Below are 16,442 nucleotides of genomic sequence, written 5' to 3'. Positions count from 1 at the left end.
CCTACTGGGCGATGATGAACCGCCCGTTCCTCCGCACGAACACCTGAACCCCGTTCCGGCGTTCGAGCCGCGCGACCCGCGTCGCGAAGGCCAGTTGAACCGCAGCGGAGCCGGCAGCGAGCAAGCCGACCAGCCAAGTGTGGTGGGTCGGGTAGACCACTGCTCCGAACGCGAGGATCGCCGGGCCACAGCAGATCAAGGCGATGCGCCCCGCCGGCTGTCGTGGCGATGCGTCGTCCGCGGAGTCGGTCGTCGCGCGCGCGAGCCGGCGCAGGAGCCGCCAAATGACACTGGCCAACCCGGCGAACGCGGCGCTCGCGAAGATGGCCGCGAGCCGATCGGCGCGTGGATCGCCGCCCACCAGTCCTGCCCCCGTGATGATCAGTCCGGCGACCAGCGTCGCGGCGCCTCCCCACCGGAATTGCTCGATCGCGCGCACCACGCCGCGCACCGTAACGCGAGACGTGGTCCGCTCGGGAGCGGGTTCGACGAACGTCCTATCAGGACTCGTGCACTGGCGTGAGCTTGATCGGTGCGGGCCGCGTGGCCGGCGGGCGCTCGCCGAGCTTGACGACGACCACCCCGGCCACGATCAGCAGGCCCCCGGCGAGTTGCAGGGAGGTCGGAACCTGGTCGAGCAGGAGCCACGCGAACGTGACGCCGGCGACGACCTCGAGCAGGGCGACGAACGAGGACAGACGCGACCCGAGGCGGCGGCTGGCGGCGATCCCGAAGCAATAGGCGAGGCCGGCGGTCACGACCCCCAGCCCGAGCAGCGGGAGCCACCATGTGACGGAGCTGTCCGCGTAGACCGGCGAGGCGGTCGTGGCGTGCATCGGGAGCAGGCCCACGGCGCCGACGGCCGCGAGCACGAGCGCCCCGACGGCCAGGCCGGAGCCGGCCAGCGCGACCGGCGGCAGGTTCGGGCGCGGGGTGGCCGCGAGCACGAAGTAGGAGGCGCAGCCGACCATCGCGATCAGCGCCCAGAGGATCCCGGCGGGCGCGAGGTCGGACCCTGACAACAGGTCGAGGACGAGCACGAGGCCGAGCGCGGCCAGGCCGGCGCCGCCCACCGTCAACGGGCCCGGACGCTCGCCGTGGCGCAGCCAGAGCCACAGAACGACGGCGGCGGGTGCCGTGTACTCGATCAGCAGCGCCGGGCCGACGTCCATGCGCTCCACCGCGGAGAAGTAGGCGAACTGCGCGCCGGCGACGGGGATCGCACCGAAGAGCAGGATGAACCCGGCGTCCGCACGCAAGGCGCCCCACCGGCCGCGCAGCGCGCGGGCCGCGAGCGGCGCGACGACGAACGCGGCGATCGCCAGCCGCGCGAGGACGACGGCGCCGGCGGTCCAGCCGGCGTCGAGCAGTCCGCGCGCGAGCGACCCCGACAGCCCGAACGACGCCGCCGAGGCGATCGCCAGCACCAGCCCGGCCGCGACGTCTGGGCGCGCACCCGCGTCATTACCCATCCCTGTCATGGCCAATGACAATAGGCGACGTGGAGTAAGCTGTCAACGTGCTGTTCGCCAATGACACCGAGGCATCGCTCAGATCCGCGGTCGCGCTGGTCAACAGCGCTGCGGAGCCGGACACGCTCACCGAGATCGGTCAGCTCGACGCCTGGTACGACGAGCACGCATTCACCGGCCGCCACGATTCCGATGCGGCCGAGCTCGAAGCGGTGCGCGCGCTTCGGCCCGTGTTGCGCGCGTTGCTCACCGCCGAGCGCGACGACGCCGCGGCGCAGGTCAACGTGCTGCTCGCCGACGCGCGGGCGCTGCCGCAACTGCGCCGCCACGACGGCCTCGACTGGCACATCCACGCCGTTCCGGCCGACGCCCCACTCGACCGCCGGGTGGCGGTCGAGGTGGCGATGGCGATGATCGACGTCATCCGGGCCGACGAGCTCTCGCGGCTCTCGGTCTGCGCCGACCAGGGCTGCGAAGGGCTCGTCCTCGACCTCTCACGCAACCGCTCGCGCCGCTTCTGCAGCACGACGTGCGCGAACCGCAATGCGGTCGCCGCCTATCGCGCCCGGGCGCGGCAGCAACCCTGAGTCAGGCGGCGGTCTCCCGGTGCGGAAGCTTCCAGCCCGGCCGCGGGAAGTGGCAGGTGTAGCCGTTCGGGATGCGCTGGAGGTAGTCCTGGTGCTCGGGCTCGGCCTCCCAGAACGGGACGGCCTCGCTGATCACGGTCACGACCTTGCCGGGCCACAGGCCTGAGGCGTCGACGTCGGCGATCGTGTCCTCGGCCACCTGGCGCTGCTCGTCGCTCAACGTGAAGATCTCCGAGCGATAGCTGGAGCCGATGTCGTTGCCCTGGCGGTCCTTGGTCGTCGGGTCGTGGATCTGGAAGAAGAACTCGAGGATGTCCCGGTAGGAGATGCGTTCGGGGTCGAAGACGATCTCGACCGCCTCGGCGTGCCCCGGATGGTTCCGGTAGGTCGGGTGCTCGTTCTCCCCGCCGGTGTATCCGACCCGGGTGGAGATGACCCCGTCGCGCCGGCGCAGCAGCTCCTGGACGCCCCAGAAGCAGCCTCCCGCGAGGATCGCGGTCTCAGTGTTGTCGCTCATCGTGCTCTCTTTCGTCGGAAAGCTCTGTGGCCAGTATGAGCATGTATCAGACGGGTCGCGCGCGCGGTCATTAACCGACCGATGGCCTCGTTGTTCATCAGCTACGCCAGCAGCGACCGGGCTGCGGCGGCGGCGATGGCCGAGCGCCTCCGGACCTGGGGCTTCGCCTCGCTGTTCCTGGACGCCGACCCGGTCGACGGGCTCCCGGTCGGCAGCGAGTGGGAGGAGGAGCTCTACCGTCGCCTGCGCAGCGCCGACGCGGTGATCTTCCTCGGGACGGATGCGTCGGTTGCCTCGCGCTGGTGCTCGATCGAGCTCGCGTTCGCGCGTGCGGGGCGCAAGCCGGTCTTCCCGCTCTGGCTGGGCGGAGACGGCGGCCGGCGCGCGCTCGAGGATCGCCAGTGGCTGGACGTCACCAACGGCGGCTACGAGCGGCTGCGCCAGGCGTTGACCGACCGCTTCGACGCCCGCGTCGGCTTCACGTGGGACGCTCGCCGCCCGCCCTACCCCGGCCTGCGTTCCTTCGAGCGCGACGACGCCGCCGTGTTCTTCGGCCGCGAGCGCGACGTCGCCAAGGTCCTCGCGCATCTCGACCCGGGGCTCGGGCGCAGCGGGTCCGTCGCGGTCGTCGGGGCCTCGGGCAGCGGCAAGTCGTCGCTGGTGCGTGCGGGTGTGGTCCCGCTGCTGGAGCGCGCGCCGGACGCGTGGGTGGTCGTGCCGGCGTTCACGCCGGGCGAGCGCCCGCTCGCGTCGCTGGCGCGCGCGCTGGGCGTCGAGCGCGTGCAACGGGACGGGCTGCGCGAGCTGATCGCGGACCGCGCGGTCGCGGCGGATGGCTCGCGCCGTGCCGTGCTGCTGGTGATCGACCAGGCCGAGGAGCTCGTGTACCTCAGCGGCGACGCGCGGCGCGAGGAGTTCATCGCCACCGTCCGCCACGCACTCGGCGGCGCGGCGCGCCTGTGGGTGCTCGGGACGCTGCGTTCGGAAGCGCTCGGCACGTCGTTGCAGGAGGGCGGGCTCGGCCGGCTGTTCGACGAGTCCGTGCTGCTGTCGCCGCTCGGCCGGGACCGCATCCCCGCGGTCATCGAGGGCCCGGCGCGCAAGGCGGGCATCGAGTTCGCCCCCGGGCTGATCGCGCGCATGGTTCAAGAGACGCACGGCGGCGACGCGCTGCCGCTGCTCGCCTACACGCTCCAGCAGCTCTACGACAGCGACGCCACGGCGGACGGGTTCGTCTCCGAGGAGGAGTACGACGCGCTGGGCGGCGTCGACGGCGCGCTCCAGAAGCGCGCGGACGCCGTCGCGGCCACGCTGGCCAACGAGGGACGCGGCGAGCTCGTCGTCCCGACGCTCCTGCGGCTCGCAACCCTCGACGCCGACGGTCAGCCCGCCCGTCGGCGCGTGCCGCGCCGAGACCTCGACGAGGATGTCGTGCGCGCGTTCGTGGAGGCGCGGCTGCTCACGAGCGACGGGCCGCTCGTGGAGGTCGCCCACGAGGCGCTGCTGCGGACGTGGCCGCCGCTCGTCGACGCCATCTCCGCGTCGCGCCGGCGCCTGCGCACCGAGGCGGAGGTCGAACGGCTGGCGCGCGAGTGGGACGAGGCCGGACGCCAGGCGAGCTATCTGCTCCGCGACCAGCGGCTCGACGCCGTCCGGGCCGAGGGCGTCGAGTTCGACGGCCTCGCCGGCGAGTTCTACGCCGCGAGCGTCGCGCTCGAGCGCGACGCATCTGCGGCGGCGCGCCGCCGGCGGCGGTGGACAGTGGGTGGGCTGAGCATCGCGCTGGTCCTGATCAGCGCCGCCGCGGTCGTGAGCTTTCTCCTCTACCGGCAAGCCAACGAGCAGTCGCGCCTCTCGCGCGCGGGCGAGCGTGCCGCCACCGCGCTCGCGCAGCTTCCGAACGAGCCCGTGCGCGCGCTTCGCTCGGCGCTCGCCGGGGCCCGCGGGGCCGAGACGCCCCGGACCCGCGACGCGCTCCGGCGCGCGCTGGCGTCGCCGGCGCGGCTCGACCTGCGCGGCCACCGCCAGGCCATCGTGACCATCGACTCCACCCGCGACGGGCGGCGGATCGTGACCGCGAGCGAGGACGGGACGGCGCGGATCTGGGACGCCGCGACGGGTCGCTCGCTGCACGTCCTCAGCGGGCACGACGGCTTCCTCAACGCCGCGAGGTTCAGCCCGGACGGCCGACTTGTGGCCACCGTCGGCGGAGACGACGACACGATTCGCCTCTGGGACAGCAGCACCGGCGCCGAGCTGCACACCCTCACCGGTCACACCGGCATGATCGACGACGTCGCCTTCAGCCCGGACGGAACGCTCCTGGCGTCGTTCGCCGGCGACGGCACCGTGCGGCTCTGGACGACGGCCGACGGCGAGCTGCACGCGCTGCTGCGCGGCCATTCGCGCACGATCGTGGCCGCGGCGTTCGACCCTTCAGGGAAGCTGCTGATCACCGGCGACGTGGACGACACGGCGCGGATCTGGTCGGTCGCGGACGGCAAGCAGCTGCGGGTGCTGCGCGCCGGTGAGGGGATCGTGTTCGCCGTCGCGTTCAGCCCGGACGGCAAGCAGGTCGCGACGTCGCTGAGTCGCGACGACGACAGCCTGATCACACTCTGGGACACGAAATCCGGGCGCATCGAGCGGCAGCGGACCACGCCGGACGACATCGTCGGCGACATCGAATACACCCCGGACGGTCGTATCGTGCTGCTGGGGGGCGAGCACGCGAGCCCGCGTCTCTGGACGCTCGCGGGCGGCCGCGACCGTGTCCTGGCAGGCGGCGGGACTCCCGCCCATTTCGACGCGGACGGACGACGGGTGGTCACGGCCGGCGAGGACGCGCGGGTCTACGACGTACGTTCCGGCGTGCGGCTGACCGTGCTCGACGCGGGGATCTCCGGGTTGCGGGACGCGCGCTTCGCACCGGACGGCCGGACCATCGTGACCGGCGGCGACGACGGCGTGGCCCGGATCTGGGCGGTCAACGTGGAAGCCAAGCACGTCGACCCGATGGCGCCGACCGGGCTCGCGTTCAGCCCGGACGGCCGGCGCTTCGCGACCGCGGCACGGACGGGTGAGGTCACGATCCGCGAGGTGGCGAGCGGACGCGAACTGGCGCGGGCGCTCCTTGCCACCCCGACCGACAAGACCCGGCCGCTGGCCGGCGAGCTGAGGTTCAGCCCGGACGGCCTTCGCCTGTTTGCCACCTTCGGCGACGGCATGGCGCGTATCTGGACGCCCGATACCGGCGAAGTGCGCGTGCTGCGACACGTCGGCAACCGGTTCATGGACGTCTTCGTTGCGGTCCCCGGCGTCCTGTCCCGCGACGGCGCGCGCATCGTGATGCGCGGGGACGAGCCCATCGTTCGTGATGTCGCAACCGGCCGCGAGGTGACGCTGCGGCGCCCCAACCACAAGGTGGAAGGATTCGGCGTCGTGCGCGTTGCCGCGTTCGACCCGGCCGGAAAGCGCGTCGTCACGGCGGGCCGTGACGGCATCGCGTACGTGTGGAATGCCGAGACCGGAGCGCGGATCAAGCAGATCGCCGCCGCCGAGGTCTCGGTCGGAGACGCGCAATTCTCGCCCGACGGCAAGGAGATCATCACGGCCTCCGACGACGGGGTCGCGCGGATCTGGAACGTCGCGACGGGCGCGCGCCGCCTCGAGCTACGCGGCCACACCGACTCCGTCTTCACCTCCGCCTTCAGCGACGACGGCCGTTTCGTGATCACGAGCGCGAGTGACCAGACGACCCGCATCTGGTCCGCGCGCACGGGCGAGCAGGTGCTGCAACTGGCCGACTCGGGCGCGAGCGTCACGCTCTCGCCGCACAACAGCGTCGTGGCGGTCGTGAAGCGGGGCTCCTCGGCGGCGCTCTTCGTACCCTGCGACGCGTGCGCGGGCTGGGAGGAGCTCAAGGCGCGCGCGGCGCAGCGGCTGGGTGAGTAGTCAGCGCAGCGTCAGGATCGCCGAGCCGAGCTGCGGAAAGCTGACCAGCACGTCAAACGGAGGCGGTTGTGCGGCCATTGCCTGCACGCCGGCGGGCGTCAACGGCAGCGGCATCGATGCCGCGTGATCCGGCGGTGCGGTGACGGTGCCTTCGGCCAGGACGACGGTCGGGTCACGCGCCAGGCTCACCGTGAGTGCGATGACACCGATGCCGGTGACGGAAAGCTCCCCGCCATCGGCGACCAGCTCCGTCGAGATCCGCGGACCGTCACTGGAGTGGCGCGACGGGATCCACCACTCGCAACCGGGAAGGCGCTGCGGCTGGCGTCGTGTACCCCCTCCGGCACACGTGTCCGTACCGGTTCCGCCCGACGATGCGTGCCCCTGGCTGACCAACGTGTCGTTGCCGTCGCCGCCGGCGAGGTGGTCGCCCGCGGTCGTCGGCACCGGGGACCCGAAGACGCCCGAGCTGAAGGACGGCTCGCTCCAGACGTCGCCGCCGCCCTGCAGTTCGTCGTCCCCGCCACGACCGTCGAGCCGGTCAGCCCCGGCCATGCCGTCGAGCGCGTTGGCGCCGTCATCGCCGATCACGCGGTCGGCGCCCGAGCCGCCCTGGGCGTCTTCGATGCCGCGCAGGACGTCACGCTCGCCCCGGCCCGTGGCGCGACCGCCACGCAGATCGACGCGCATCGCTCGCCGATGCGCGCGATAGGAGACACGATCGCGTCCGGGACCGCCGTCGAGCGTGTCCGAACCCGCCGGCGTGTGGTTCCGATGCCGGCCGGAATGCGCGTCCTCGTCGTCGTAGAGCTCGTCTTGGCCGGCGCCGCCTGAGAGATGGTCATCGCCCGCACCGCCGAACAGCGAATCCTCCCCCGGCCCGCCCACAAGCCGGTCGTCGCCCGGTCCACCATCGAGCAGGACACCTTGGAGGCCGGCCGGAGCGCGCAGCTCGTCAGGTCCGTCCCCGCCGTAAAGCTCCACCCAACTCGGCGTTCCGGCGACGACGATGCGATCGGGGCCGTCGCCGGCGCGGATCGTGACGACGACGGGGTCGCGGGACAGGCGGCAGCGGACCAGCTGGGGCGATGGGCTTCGGCACGTGGGGGAGCCGGAGCGCACCGGCGCGCCCGCGTCCCGCACGATCAGCTCACGGTCGTTCACGGTCACCGACAGGCGATTGCGTTCGCCGCGCGCCGCGGCGATCGTCACGTCGGTGTAGGCCTCACCGTCGTAGGTCTCCTCGCCCTCCGTGTACGCCGTTTCGAGCTCAACCGTGGAACCGATGGCCGTCGCCGGCGCGGCCAGCGCCAAGCACGCACACGCGGCAGCGAACGCCACGTTGTGAGCTGCTCGCGATTCTCCGGGGATTCCGCCGACGCTACTCCCTTCGCAGCGCTCGCACGTCCGAATCCAGCTCTGGAGCGCCGAGCCCTTCAGTTCGCGGGCCGGCGGTCGAACACATGGGGGACGTCCATCAGCAAGGAGATCCCCCGCGTGATCGCACGTAAGCTCACCATCGCCGCGACCGGTGCCTTCCTCGCCGTCGGCCTGCTGCCGGCGGCCGCGAACGCCGCCAAGCCCACAGGCTCGTCCACGGCGGTGTGCAACGAAGCCGAGAACTCGTTCCAGGGTGGCTACACCGTCAACGGCGGCCCGGTCGACCCGAATCCGCCCGCCTTCCTGCGCGGGTCGCAGATGCGCGTCGGCAACGGTCACGGTGCCGGGCTGGTCAACGCCGCCGAGCATTCGCCCGCGCTGCGGACCTGCGGTCCGACCGACACGGGCGGCGGTGGCGGCGACGACGGCGGACCCGTCGGCGACGTCTGAGGCCCGGGGCTAGCGGGTCCGACGGCGCCTGATATCCGCCGGACCCGCGGTCGCGGAGGCGAGCGCCGGCGCGAGCGCGCGGCGGCGGGCGTGGCCGGCCAGTGAGCCGCCCGCGATGACCAGCGCGAGCACCGCGCCGCCGCCGAGCAGCTCCCACGGCAACGGCGAAGGCGGGTGCGCATAGGCCACCGCGGCGCTGTCGGCTTCGAACGCGTGCTCGCGACGGCGCTGCTCCTGGACCTGGGTCGCCTGGAAGGGCTGCGCCTGGGTCGCGGCCGCGGACTGGACCGCCAGCCCGGACGGCGGTGCCGGAGGCGCCGGCGGGGCCGGCGCCTTGGCCGCCGGGGCGACGGGCGGGCGGGCGTGAGGATCGGTCGGCGACTGGGTGACCGGCGGAGGCGACTGCACGGGAGGCGCCGGGGCGGGCGCCGCGGGCGCGGGTGGCGGCACCGCCGGGGCGGGGTGCGGCGACTGGTGCACGACCACGGGATGGTGGGGCTGCACCACCTGCGGCGGGAGGATCGCCGCCGGACCGGGTCGCTGGGGCGCCGCCGGGGTCTCAGGCGCGGCGGCGGCCGTCTTCTCGGGGGGCTTGATCACCGTGAAGTCGGGGAAGCCGCACGTTCCGGGCGGGATCGGCGTGACGTGCACCTGGCTCGGGAGCCCGCTCAGCAGTGACGTCTTGACGACCTGGACGGAGGCGGTAACGCTGCGCCCCGCCGTCGTCACCGTCACGTCCGTCGAACCCGCCGCCAGTGGGCAGAACACGCCGCGCGCGTCGTCGACGACGTGCCCGTCGGCGTCCAGGACGACCTCGGGCAGCCGCGCTCCTCCGTTCTGAAGGCTGCGCCGCGCCGCGACGAACCGCGCGACCCGCGGGTTCGACGAGGAGAACGCGAGGTCGGTCGGTATGGCGCTGTCGCACGTCGACGACCACAGCACGCACTGCTCGAGCGGCAGGAAGACCCCGTTGTAGGCGCCGGCGGGCTGCAGCGGGGCGCCTTCGCCTTCGCGCCACAGGAACCGCATCGGCGCCGGATCGGTCGCGGCGACGCCGAGTGGCTGCGCGAAACCGACCGGGATCGCCTGCACCGTGGTGTCGAGTGCGACCGCGTTGACGAGCGGCTCTGACACCGCCGTCACCGGGGCCACGCCGGTGCGCGCGTCGAACTTGCCGACGGCGACGTCGAGCATCAGGAGCGCCGCGCTCGTCTGGCGGGTGTACTCGGCTTCGTCGATGTCGTCGTCGTACTGCGTGAGCGACCGCGGGGCCGAGTAGCCGAGCGTCGACGACTGAAAGATCGCCAGCGGCGCTCCCGCGTCGGGACGCATGACGTCGGTGCGGGACAGCACGCCGCCGAAGTGGGGGTCCTGCGGGTCGTCGACTCCGGCGGTCGCCACATAGGCGGAGGCGTGACCGGCGAGCAGCGAGATCTCCGCGTCGGCGTCGTCGGCGCGCGGCATCAGCTGCGCGCCGTCCAGCGAGACGCTGCCCACGACGACGACCGGGACGCCGAGGCTGCGCGCGCCGTCCATGACGCTGCGCAGCCACTGCGCCTGCGGTCCGTCCGGGCCGCCGGCCAGGGCGCCCGCGGCGTTGTCGATCGCGACGACGCGCACGCCGCCGGCCGCGGCACGTACGTCGAACGCGAAGAAGCGCCGGCCGCCGGCGGCCTCGGGTTGGGTGATCGCGCCCACGTCGACCCCATCCGGCACGGCGCCGGTTCCCTCCGGGGCCGCCGCGTCGGCGAAGGCGCGGGCGAACGCGGCGTCACCCCCGCCGGGGAGATCGCCAGGCCCGGGCAGCACGTACGTCGGCACGCCGGCGCCCTGGGTCAGCTGCCGGTAGCGGCGAGCGCCCGCCTCGTCCAGCGGCTCGCCGCCGCGCGAGGCGCGCCCGCCGCCGAAGAGCAGCGCCGACGGGCCGTTGCCGGCGGCGACCATCGCCTTCACGCGTGTCACCGCCGCGTCGAGATGGACGTCGGGCGTCACGCCTTGCCCGCCGCCGCCGGTGCAGCGATCCAGGCACGCCGCGTGCCCGCCCACTGCGAGGCGAACGGTGTCGCCGGGCAGCGTGCCGGTCTCCGCCGGCGCGACCGCCGGCGGAGTCGCCGGCGCGCCGCCGTGCTCGAGCCGGCGCGTGCTCGAGGTGGGGGAGACGGGGTCGGCGGCGCGCGGGTCGGGCTGGGTGCCGCCAATGCCGCCGAGCGCGACGCCGGTGCCCGCCGGATCGAGCACGAGGACGCGCGTGTTGGGCGTCGTCCGCGGGAGGTCCCGGCCTCCGGACGGCTGGTAGCTCGTGCCGTCGAGGTCGACCCAGCCGTCGGCCGTCTCGCGCAGGACCACGGTGTCGACCGGCGAGACGTCGAAGGGCACCGGGTCATGCCGGGGCCCGCCGTCATCCTCCTCGGGAGGTCCGGTGTCGCCGTCGTCGGGTGTCACCGGGGTGGGCAGCGGGACGGCTGCGGGGGCGGCGGAGACGATCGTGCGGACGCTGTCACCGTCGCGGATCGCGGCGATCGCGACCGGGTGAAGGTCCAGCGGCGCGCTGGTCGCCCGCCACGGCGCCGTCGGTGCGTCGCGCTCGAAGCTTCCGTCGACGACGGTGCCGCCGCCGGGCTCGGTCGCGACGCGCTCGACCGCCGCCGGACGGCCGGCGGCCTCCAACTGCGCGCGCAGCGCGTCGTCACGCGTCCAGTGGCCGTCGTCGTCGCCGGCATAGAGGCCATCCGTGGTGGCGACCAGCGGCGTCCGCCCGTCGTAGGCGACGCTCGTGAGGTCCGTCGCACTCGGGGTCTCCGCGGGCAGGTGCTCGACCTTCCAGCGCTTGCCGTCGCCACGCACGATCAGCCCGTCGCGACCGACCGCGGTGCAGTCGAGCGGGTCGGCGGTGGTGCACGCGATGGCCAGCAGCGTCGCCTCCACCGGGAGGTCGTCGTACCGGGAGACCTGGCGCCCGGTGTCGTCCAGCAAGCCCTCCAGCGTCAGGTCGAACGGCACCGGGTCGTTCGTCGCCGTCACCAGCGCGCCGGCGCTGCCGACCCCGATCAGGAGGTTCGGGCGTGGCCACACGATCGCGCGCAGCGCCACGAAGCGGCCGTGCGACAGGGTCGACATCAACCCGGTGTTCGGGTACTTCCAGCCGCGCTCGGGTGTGTAGAGCATCGCGCCGCCCTGGCGCGAGATCGCGAGCACGCGCCCGTCGCCGTTCGGCGCGGCGGCGGCCGACACGATCGCGTCGCCGAACGAGGTCAGCGGCACGTCGGCGACCGTCGCCGGCCGCGCCGCGGTCGCCGCTCCGAAGGCGACGGTCCCGCCGGTGAAGCCGGTCGTCCCGTCAGGGGAGAACGCCAGCGCCTGCGTCGTGGACGTGCCGTCCTCGCCGATGCCGTCACGCAGGGCGAACGCGTCACCGGCGAGCTGGGCGTAGCCGCCCTGGCGTTCGGCCTCGCGGGCCCGCGCGCCGGCGGCGACGCCGGCGTCCACGGGCGCGCTGACCTCCCGCACGCCGAACGGCGCGCCGTCGGCGGCGGGCCCGGCGACCGAGCGGTAGCCGGTGGTGCCGCGCGCGAACGCGAATCCGAGGCGGTGGTCGCAGAGCGACCCCGAGAGGTCGCACCAGCGACCGTCGAGCGTCGCCGCCGTGACCGGCCCGGGCGTGGCGGACGGGGACGGCGAAGGCGTGGCGGATGGCGTGGCCGTTGCGGACGCCGTTGCCGTGACCGTGGCGGTCGCCGCCGGGTCGCCCGCCGGCGGCGAGTCGGCGACGGCGAGATGCTCGGTCACGTCGACGGGCTCCGAGCCGTTGGCCGGCGTGACGCGGAGGTCCAGCCACACGCCGTCGGGGGTCGCCGTGAGCGGATCGGCGGGCGGGCCGTCGACCGTGACCGTGCTCAGCTCGGCGGGCAGGGGTCGGCCGGCGAGCAGGGCGTCACCCACCGGCGTCACCGGTACCCAGCGCGGGTCGCCGCCGGCGGGCGTCTCACGGTGCAGCAGGACGACCCCGTCCCCGGTGGTGCCCAGCAGCCACGCCCGCGACGGCCCCGCGGCCGCGAGCGCGACCGGGCGCACGGCGCCGTCGAGCGCTTCGCGATGCCAGCCGTCGGCGTCGAGCCGCAGCACGCTGGTGGCCGTTCCCTCCGCGTTGGTCGGCGCGACGAGCGTCGCGGCGTCGGCACCGCCGATGACCGCGATCAGCGCTCGCGCCTGCGGAAGGGTCGCGTCGGGCACGAGCCGCTCGCCGGACTGCAGGACGGCGTCGGCCGCGGGCGCCGCCGTGAACGCCCCGCCCGGCGCGCGGACGAGCAGTTGCGCGTCCTGGCCGGGATGGTCGGGATCGGCGAGCAGGATCGCGCCATGGCCGTCCGCCGACAACTCGCCGGCGTGCTGCGGCGCGCTCCCGCCGACCGGTCGGCCCGTCACGGGCAGGCCGGTCGACGACCACCCGCCGTTCGGCGCGCGCTGCAGGACGACGGTGCGCGCTGCGGCCTGTCCGAGCGCCCACGCCCGGAACCCGTCCGCCGTCGTCTCGATTCCGAACGGGACGAGCGTGCGCGCCGACCCGGGGACCTCCGGTCGCGCGCCGGAGGGGAGTCCTGGCACCGACCCCGGCTGGCCGTCGGCGGTGAGCGCGAGTGCGAGCGCGGCGCCCACCGAGGCGATGGCGACCGCGATGGCCGCCGGACGGCGCCTCACGGCGCCACGTTCCCCCCGTCGACATCGCGCAGCGGCGCGGCGTGGACGCCGGCCAGATGCGCGAGCAGCGGGACGCCGTCGAGCGTCTCGTACTCGACGAGATCACGAGCGATCGCCTCGACCACGACCCAGTTCATCCGCAGCGTCGCCATCGCCCGCTCCTCGGCCGCCTCGACGATCGCGCGCGTCTCGGCGTCGATGCGCTCGAGCGTGCCGGGGCCGACGCTGCCCAGCTCCTGCAGCGACGCGCCGAGGAACACCTCGGCGCTGTGCTCGCCGATCGTCACCGGGCCGAGCGAGGACATGCCGAACGAGGTGACCATCGAGCGCGCGAGCTGCGTCGCGGTGTGCAGGTCCTCGTTGACCGCGGTCGACACCTCGCCGAACGCCAGCCGCTCCGCGGCGGCTCCCGCCATCGTGACGGTCAGCTGGCGCTCGAGATCGCTCCGGCGCAGCACCGCGCGGTCGCGGTGCAGGAGCAACGCCGTCGCCCGTCCGAGCCGGCGCCCGCGCGCGACGATCGACAGGTTGTGCAGCTGGTCGCCGTCGCCGTACGCGGACGCGACGACGGCATGCGCCGCCTCGTGGATCGCGATCGTCTCGAGCTCCTCGTCCGAGAGCACGTGCGTCTCGGTCCGCGGCCCGCCCACGACGCGTTGGATCGCCTCGTCGAGGTCATGCACGCCGATCATGCGCTGGCCCGAGCGAGCGCTGAGCAGCGCCGCCTCGTTGACGACGTTCTCCAGCTCGGCGCCGGTGAAGCCGGGGCAGCGGCGAGCGATGTCGACGGCCACGACGTCCGGGTCGCACGGGCGATCCGCCAGATAGAGGTCGAGGATCGCCGTCCGGCCCTCGAGGTCGGGAGCGTCGACCGTGATCTGGCGATCGAACCGCCCCGGGCGCAGCAGCGCGGGGTCGAGGATGTCCGGGCGGTTCGTCGCCGCGAGGACGATCAGCCCGCGGCCGGCATCGAAGCCGTCCATCTCGACGAGGAGCTGGTTGAGCGTCTGCTCGCGCTCGTCGTTGCCCTGGCCGACACCGGCGCCGCGCTTGCGCCCGACGGCGTCGAGCTCGTCGATGAACACGATCGCGGGCGCGGCCGCGCGCGCCTGGGCGAACAGGTCGCGGATGCGCGCGGCGCCGATGCCGACGAGCGACTCCACGAACTCCGCGCCCGAGACGGAGAAGAAGGCGGCGTGCGCCTCGCCCGCGGTCGCGCGGGCGAGCAGCGTCTTGCCCGTGCCCGGCGGGCCCACGAGCAGCGCGCCCTTCGGAGCCCGCGCCCCGAGCGCCGCATAGCGCTCCGGGAAGCGCAGCAGGTCGCACAGCTCCTGCAGCTCGGCGACCGCGCCGCCGGCGCCCGCGACGTCGTCGAACGACGGGCCGCCCACGTTGCCGGGGCCCAGCGCCGAGCGGCGCCCGCGCCAGCGTGAGAACCCGCCCATGCCGCCGGCGTCGGACTGCTGGCTGAGCCGCATGAACAGCGCGAACAGCGCGGCGAGGATCAGGATCGGCAGCAGCACCTGCACGATCAGGCGACGCGCCTGCTTGCTGCTCTGAGAGTCGATCACGACCGCCGCGCCCTTCGCGGACAGCTGGCTCAGCAGCTGGTCCTCCAACGCGCCGTTGGCCGGGTAGCTCGTCCAGCTCTCGCGTCCGGCGCGGTCGGTGATCAGCAGCCGGTGGTCGTAGTCGAGCTGGGTCGCGCGGCGGACCTGCCCGGCGGCCGCCATGCGCTGCACGCTCGAATACGGCAGCTCCACCCCGTTCGAGCGCGGCTGGGTCGCCCCGAGCATCACCAGGAAGACCACGAGGAGCAGGGCCGCCAGCGTCGCGAAGGCGATCGCGAGCGGCTCGAAAGAGAGCTTAGGCAGGCGCACGGAAATGGTTTGGGAGCGAGAAGCTAATGGGGCACTCTACGACGGTCTGCCTCCACTGCGACGCGAAATAGACGGATATCTGGCGTCAGCCGAACCAGCGGGAGAGGTGGTCGTCCAGGTTCCGCTGATCGTCGCCGATCCAGGCGACGTGGCCGTCGGGGCGGAGCAGGACGCACGGAGCATCCAGTGCCGCGGTGGGGTCCGCGAGGTGATCGACCCGGTCTGACCAGCCGCCGACGGTCAGGCGTTCGGTGCGGTCCAGCAGCAGACCGCGGCAGCGATGCAGCCGACCGTAGAGGTGGCCCTGTTCGAGGTCGATGTCGGGCAGGCGGCGGCCGAGCAGGTCGGGGCCTTCGCCGAAGTCGTAGCGGATGTCGATCGCGGTGATCTTCTCGATCAGGCGGCGGTTGACCTCATCGAGGTCCATCAGTTCGGTGAGCAGCCTGCGCACGGCCTGTGGGCCCGGTTCGGTGGACAGCAGCTCCATCTGGGCGCGGGTGTTGTCCAGCACGTCCGCGGCGACCGGATGACGTTCGGCGTGGTAGGTGTCCAGCAGTGTCTCCGGCGCCCAGCCGCGGATCTGCGCGGCGAGTTTCCAACCGAGGTTGAACGCGTCCTGAACGCCCAGGTTGAGGCCTTGGCCGCCGGCGGGTGGATGGATGTGCGCCGCATCGCCTGCCAGCAGCACCCGCCCCACCCGATACCGCTCGGCCAGCCGGGTGGCATCCCCGAAGCGGGACATCCAGCGCGGGGAGTGCACGCCCAGATCGGTTCCGGCGATGGCGCGCAGCTGGTGCTTGAAGTCCTCAAGGGTGGGCGGTTGGGCGCGGTCGCTGACGCCCGCGGCGGGGACGACGACGCTGTAGATCCCTTCGCCGAAGGGCCTGAGCCAGAGCCGCTGGCTGGTCTCGCGGAGTTCGCGCAGCGTGGTGGCGATCTCTTCCTGCGGCACACCCACTTCCATCTCGCCCATCAGCGTGTCGGTTCGTGACGGCTCGCCGGGGAAGCCGACGCCGAGCCGTTTGCGCACCGTGCTGCGCGCGCCGTCGCAGCCGACGAGATAGCGCGAACGCAGCTGTTCCCCGTCGGACAGCGTGACGGTCACGCCCTCGTCGTCCTGCTCGAAACCGTCGACCGAACGACCGCGCCGGACCTGCGCCCCCAGTTGGATCGCATGTGCTTCGAGCAGCGCAACGATGACCGGCTGCGGGATGCCCAGCAGATAGGCGTACGCGGAATCCAGGCCCTCGGGCGCCGGTTTGGCGATGGCGGCGAAGATCCCGCCGACCGGACGCCGTCTTCCGCGTTCGAGCATGCGCTCCAGCAGTCCGCGCATCGCCAGCAGCTCGAGGCTGCGGATATGCAGACCGACGATGCGGACGAACGACACGGGCTCGGTCTCCTGCTCCACAACGAGCACCCGCACGTCGTGCAGCCGGAGTTCGGCGGCCAGCATCGCACCAGTCGGCCCGCACCCGGCGATGATCACGTCGAACATGCGCGGCGC

The 16,442-nt window shown here is 73.6% G+C and carries 10 protein-coding genes; 3 read left to right on the top strand and 7 right to left on the bottom strand.

What is annotated here, in order from left to right:
• Window position 1 precedes the first annotated feature (1 nt).
• Complete coding sequence (locus tag OM076_RS06940; RefSeq protein WP_270038766.1) at window positions 2-442, bottom strand: hypothetical protein; 441 nt, start codon at window positions 440-442, stop codon at window positions 2-4.
• Window positions 443-500: 58 nt separating this feature from the next.
• Window positions 501-1,481, bottom strand: coding sequence for an EamA family transporter (locus tag OM076_RS06935; protein WP_270038765.1), 981 nt, complete (start codon window positions 1,479-1,481; stop codon window positions 501-503).
• A gap of 38 nt (window positions 1,482-1,519) precedes the next feature.
• On the opposite strand from OM076_RS06935, the gene OM076_RS06930 reads away from it, so the two are divergent.
• A complete protein-coding gene (locus tag OM076_RS06930) occupies window positions 1,520-2,059 on the top strand; it encodes a CGNR zinc finger domain-containing protein (RefSeq protein ID WP_270038764.1) in 540 nt (179 codons plus the stop codon).
• Between the two features lies 1 nt (window position 2,060).
• Here the strand turns inward: OM076_RS06930 and msrA are convergent, their stop codons facing one another.
• The gene (gene msrA / locus OM076_RS06925; RefSeq protein WP_270038763.1) at window positions 2,061-2,576 is read right to left on the bottom strand and encodes a peptide-methionine (S)-S-oxide reductase MsrA; all 516 of its coding nucleotides are present in this window, start codon (window positions 2,574-2,576) and stop codon (window positions 2,061-2,063) included.
• Between the two features lie 81 nt (window positions 2,577-2,657).
• Here msrA and OM076_RS06920 point away from each other — a divergent pair, with 81 nt between their 5' ends.
• Entirely contained in the window at window positions 2,658-6,530 is a 3,873-nt protein-coding gene (locus OM076_RS06920; protein ID WP_270038762.1) for an nSTAND1 domain-containing NTPase, read from the top strand.
• Here the strand turns inward: OM076_RS06920 and OM076_RS06915 are convergent, their stop codons facing one another.
• Window positions 6,531-7,871: a calcium-binding protein gene (locus OM076_RS06915; RefSeq protein WP_270038761.1), complete on the bottom strand. Its 1,341-nt coding sequence runs from the start codon at window positions 7,869-7,871 to the stop codon at window positions 6,531-6,533.
• Between the two features lie 156 nt (window positions 7,872-8,027).
• On the opposite strand from OM076_RS06915, the gene OM076_RS45910 reads away from it, so the two are divergent.
• Complete coding sequence (locus OM076_RS45910; RefSeq protein ID WP_270038760.1) at window positions 8,028-8,360, top strand: hypothetical protein; 333 nt, start codon at window positions 8,028-8,030, stop codon at window positions 8,358-8,360.
• A gap of 9 nt (window positions 8,361-8,369) precedes the next feature.
• Here OM076_RS45910 and OM076_RS06905 read toward each other — a convergent pair whose 3' ends face one another.
• The 3 genes from OM076_RS06905 to OM076_RS06895 all read right to left on the bottom strand — a co-directional run bounded on the left by OM076_RS06905 (window position 8,370) and on the right by OM076_RS06895 (window position 16,433).
• The gene (locus OM076_RS06905; RefSeq protein ID WP_270038759.1) at window positions 8,370-13,055 is read right to left on the bottom strand and encodes a hypothetical protein; all 4,686 of its coding nucleotides are present in this window, start codon (window positions 13,053-13,055) and stop codon (window positions 8,370-8,372) included.
• Entirely contained in the window at window positions 13,052-14,935 is a 1,884-nt protein-coding gene (gene ftsH / locus OM076_RS06900; protein WP_270038758.1) for an ATP-dependent zinc metalloprotease FtsH, read from the bottom strand. The genes OM076_RS06905 and ftsH overlap by 4 nt, the downstream gene beginning before the upstream one ends.
• Before the next feature lie 85 nt (window positions 14,936-15,020).
• Complete coding sequence (locus tag OM076_RS06895) at window positions 15,021-16,433, bottom strand: FAD-dependent monooxygenase (protein WP_270038757.1); 1,413 nt, start codon at window positions 16,431-16,433, stop codon at window positions 15,021-15,023.
• Between the last annotated feature and the right edge of the window lie 9 nt (window positions 16,434-16,442).

The organism is Solirubrobacter ginsenosidimutans, from assembly GCF_027587205.1.
Note: the sequence above shows the minus strand (reverse complement) of the source record. Positions and strands in the feature narration are given on the sequence as shown.

Coding starts and splice junctions, on each gene's coding strand:
- OM076_RS06920 (WP_270038762.1), top strand. CDS start 2,658: ATGGCCTCGTTGTTCATCAGCTACGCCAGCAGCGACCGGGCTGCGGCG.
- msrA (WP_270038763.1), bottom strand. CDS start 2,576: ATGAGCGACAACACTGAGACCGCGATCCTCGCGGGAGGCTGCTTCTGG.
- OM076_RS06935 (WP_270038765.1), bottom strand. CDS start 1,481: ATGACAGGGATGGGTAATGACGCGGGTGCGCGCCCAGACGTCGCGGCC.
- OM076_RS06895 (WP_270038757.1), bottom strand. CDS start 16,433: ATGTTCGACGTGATCATCGCCGGGTGCGGGCCGACTGGTGCGATGCTG.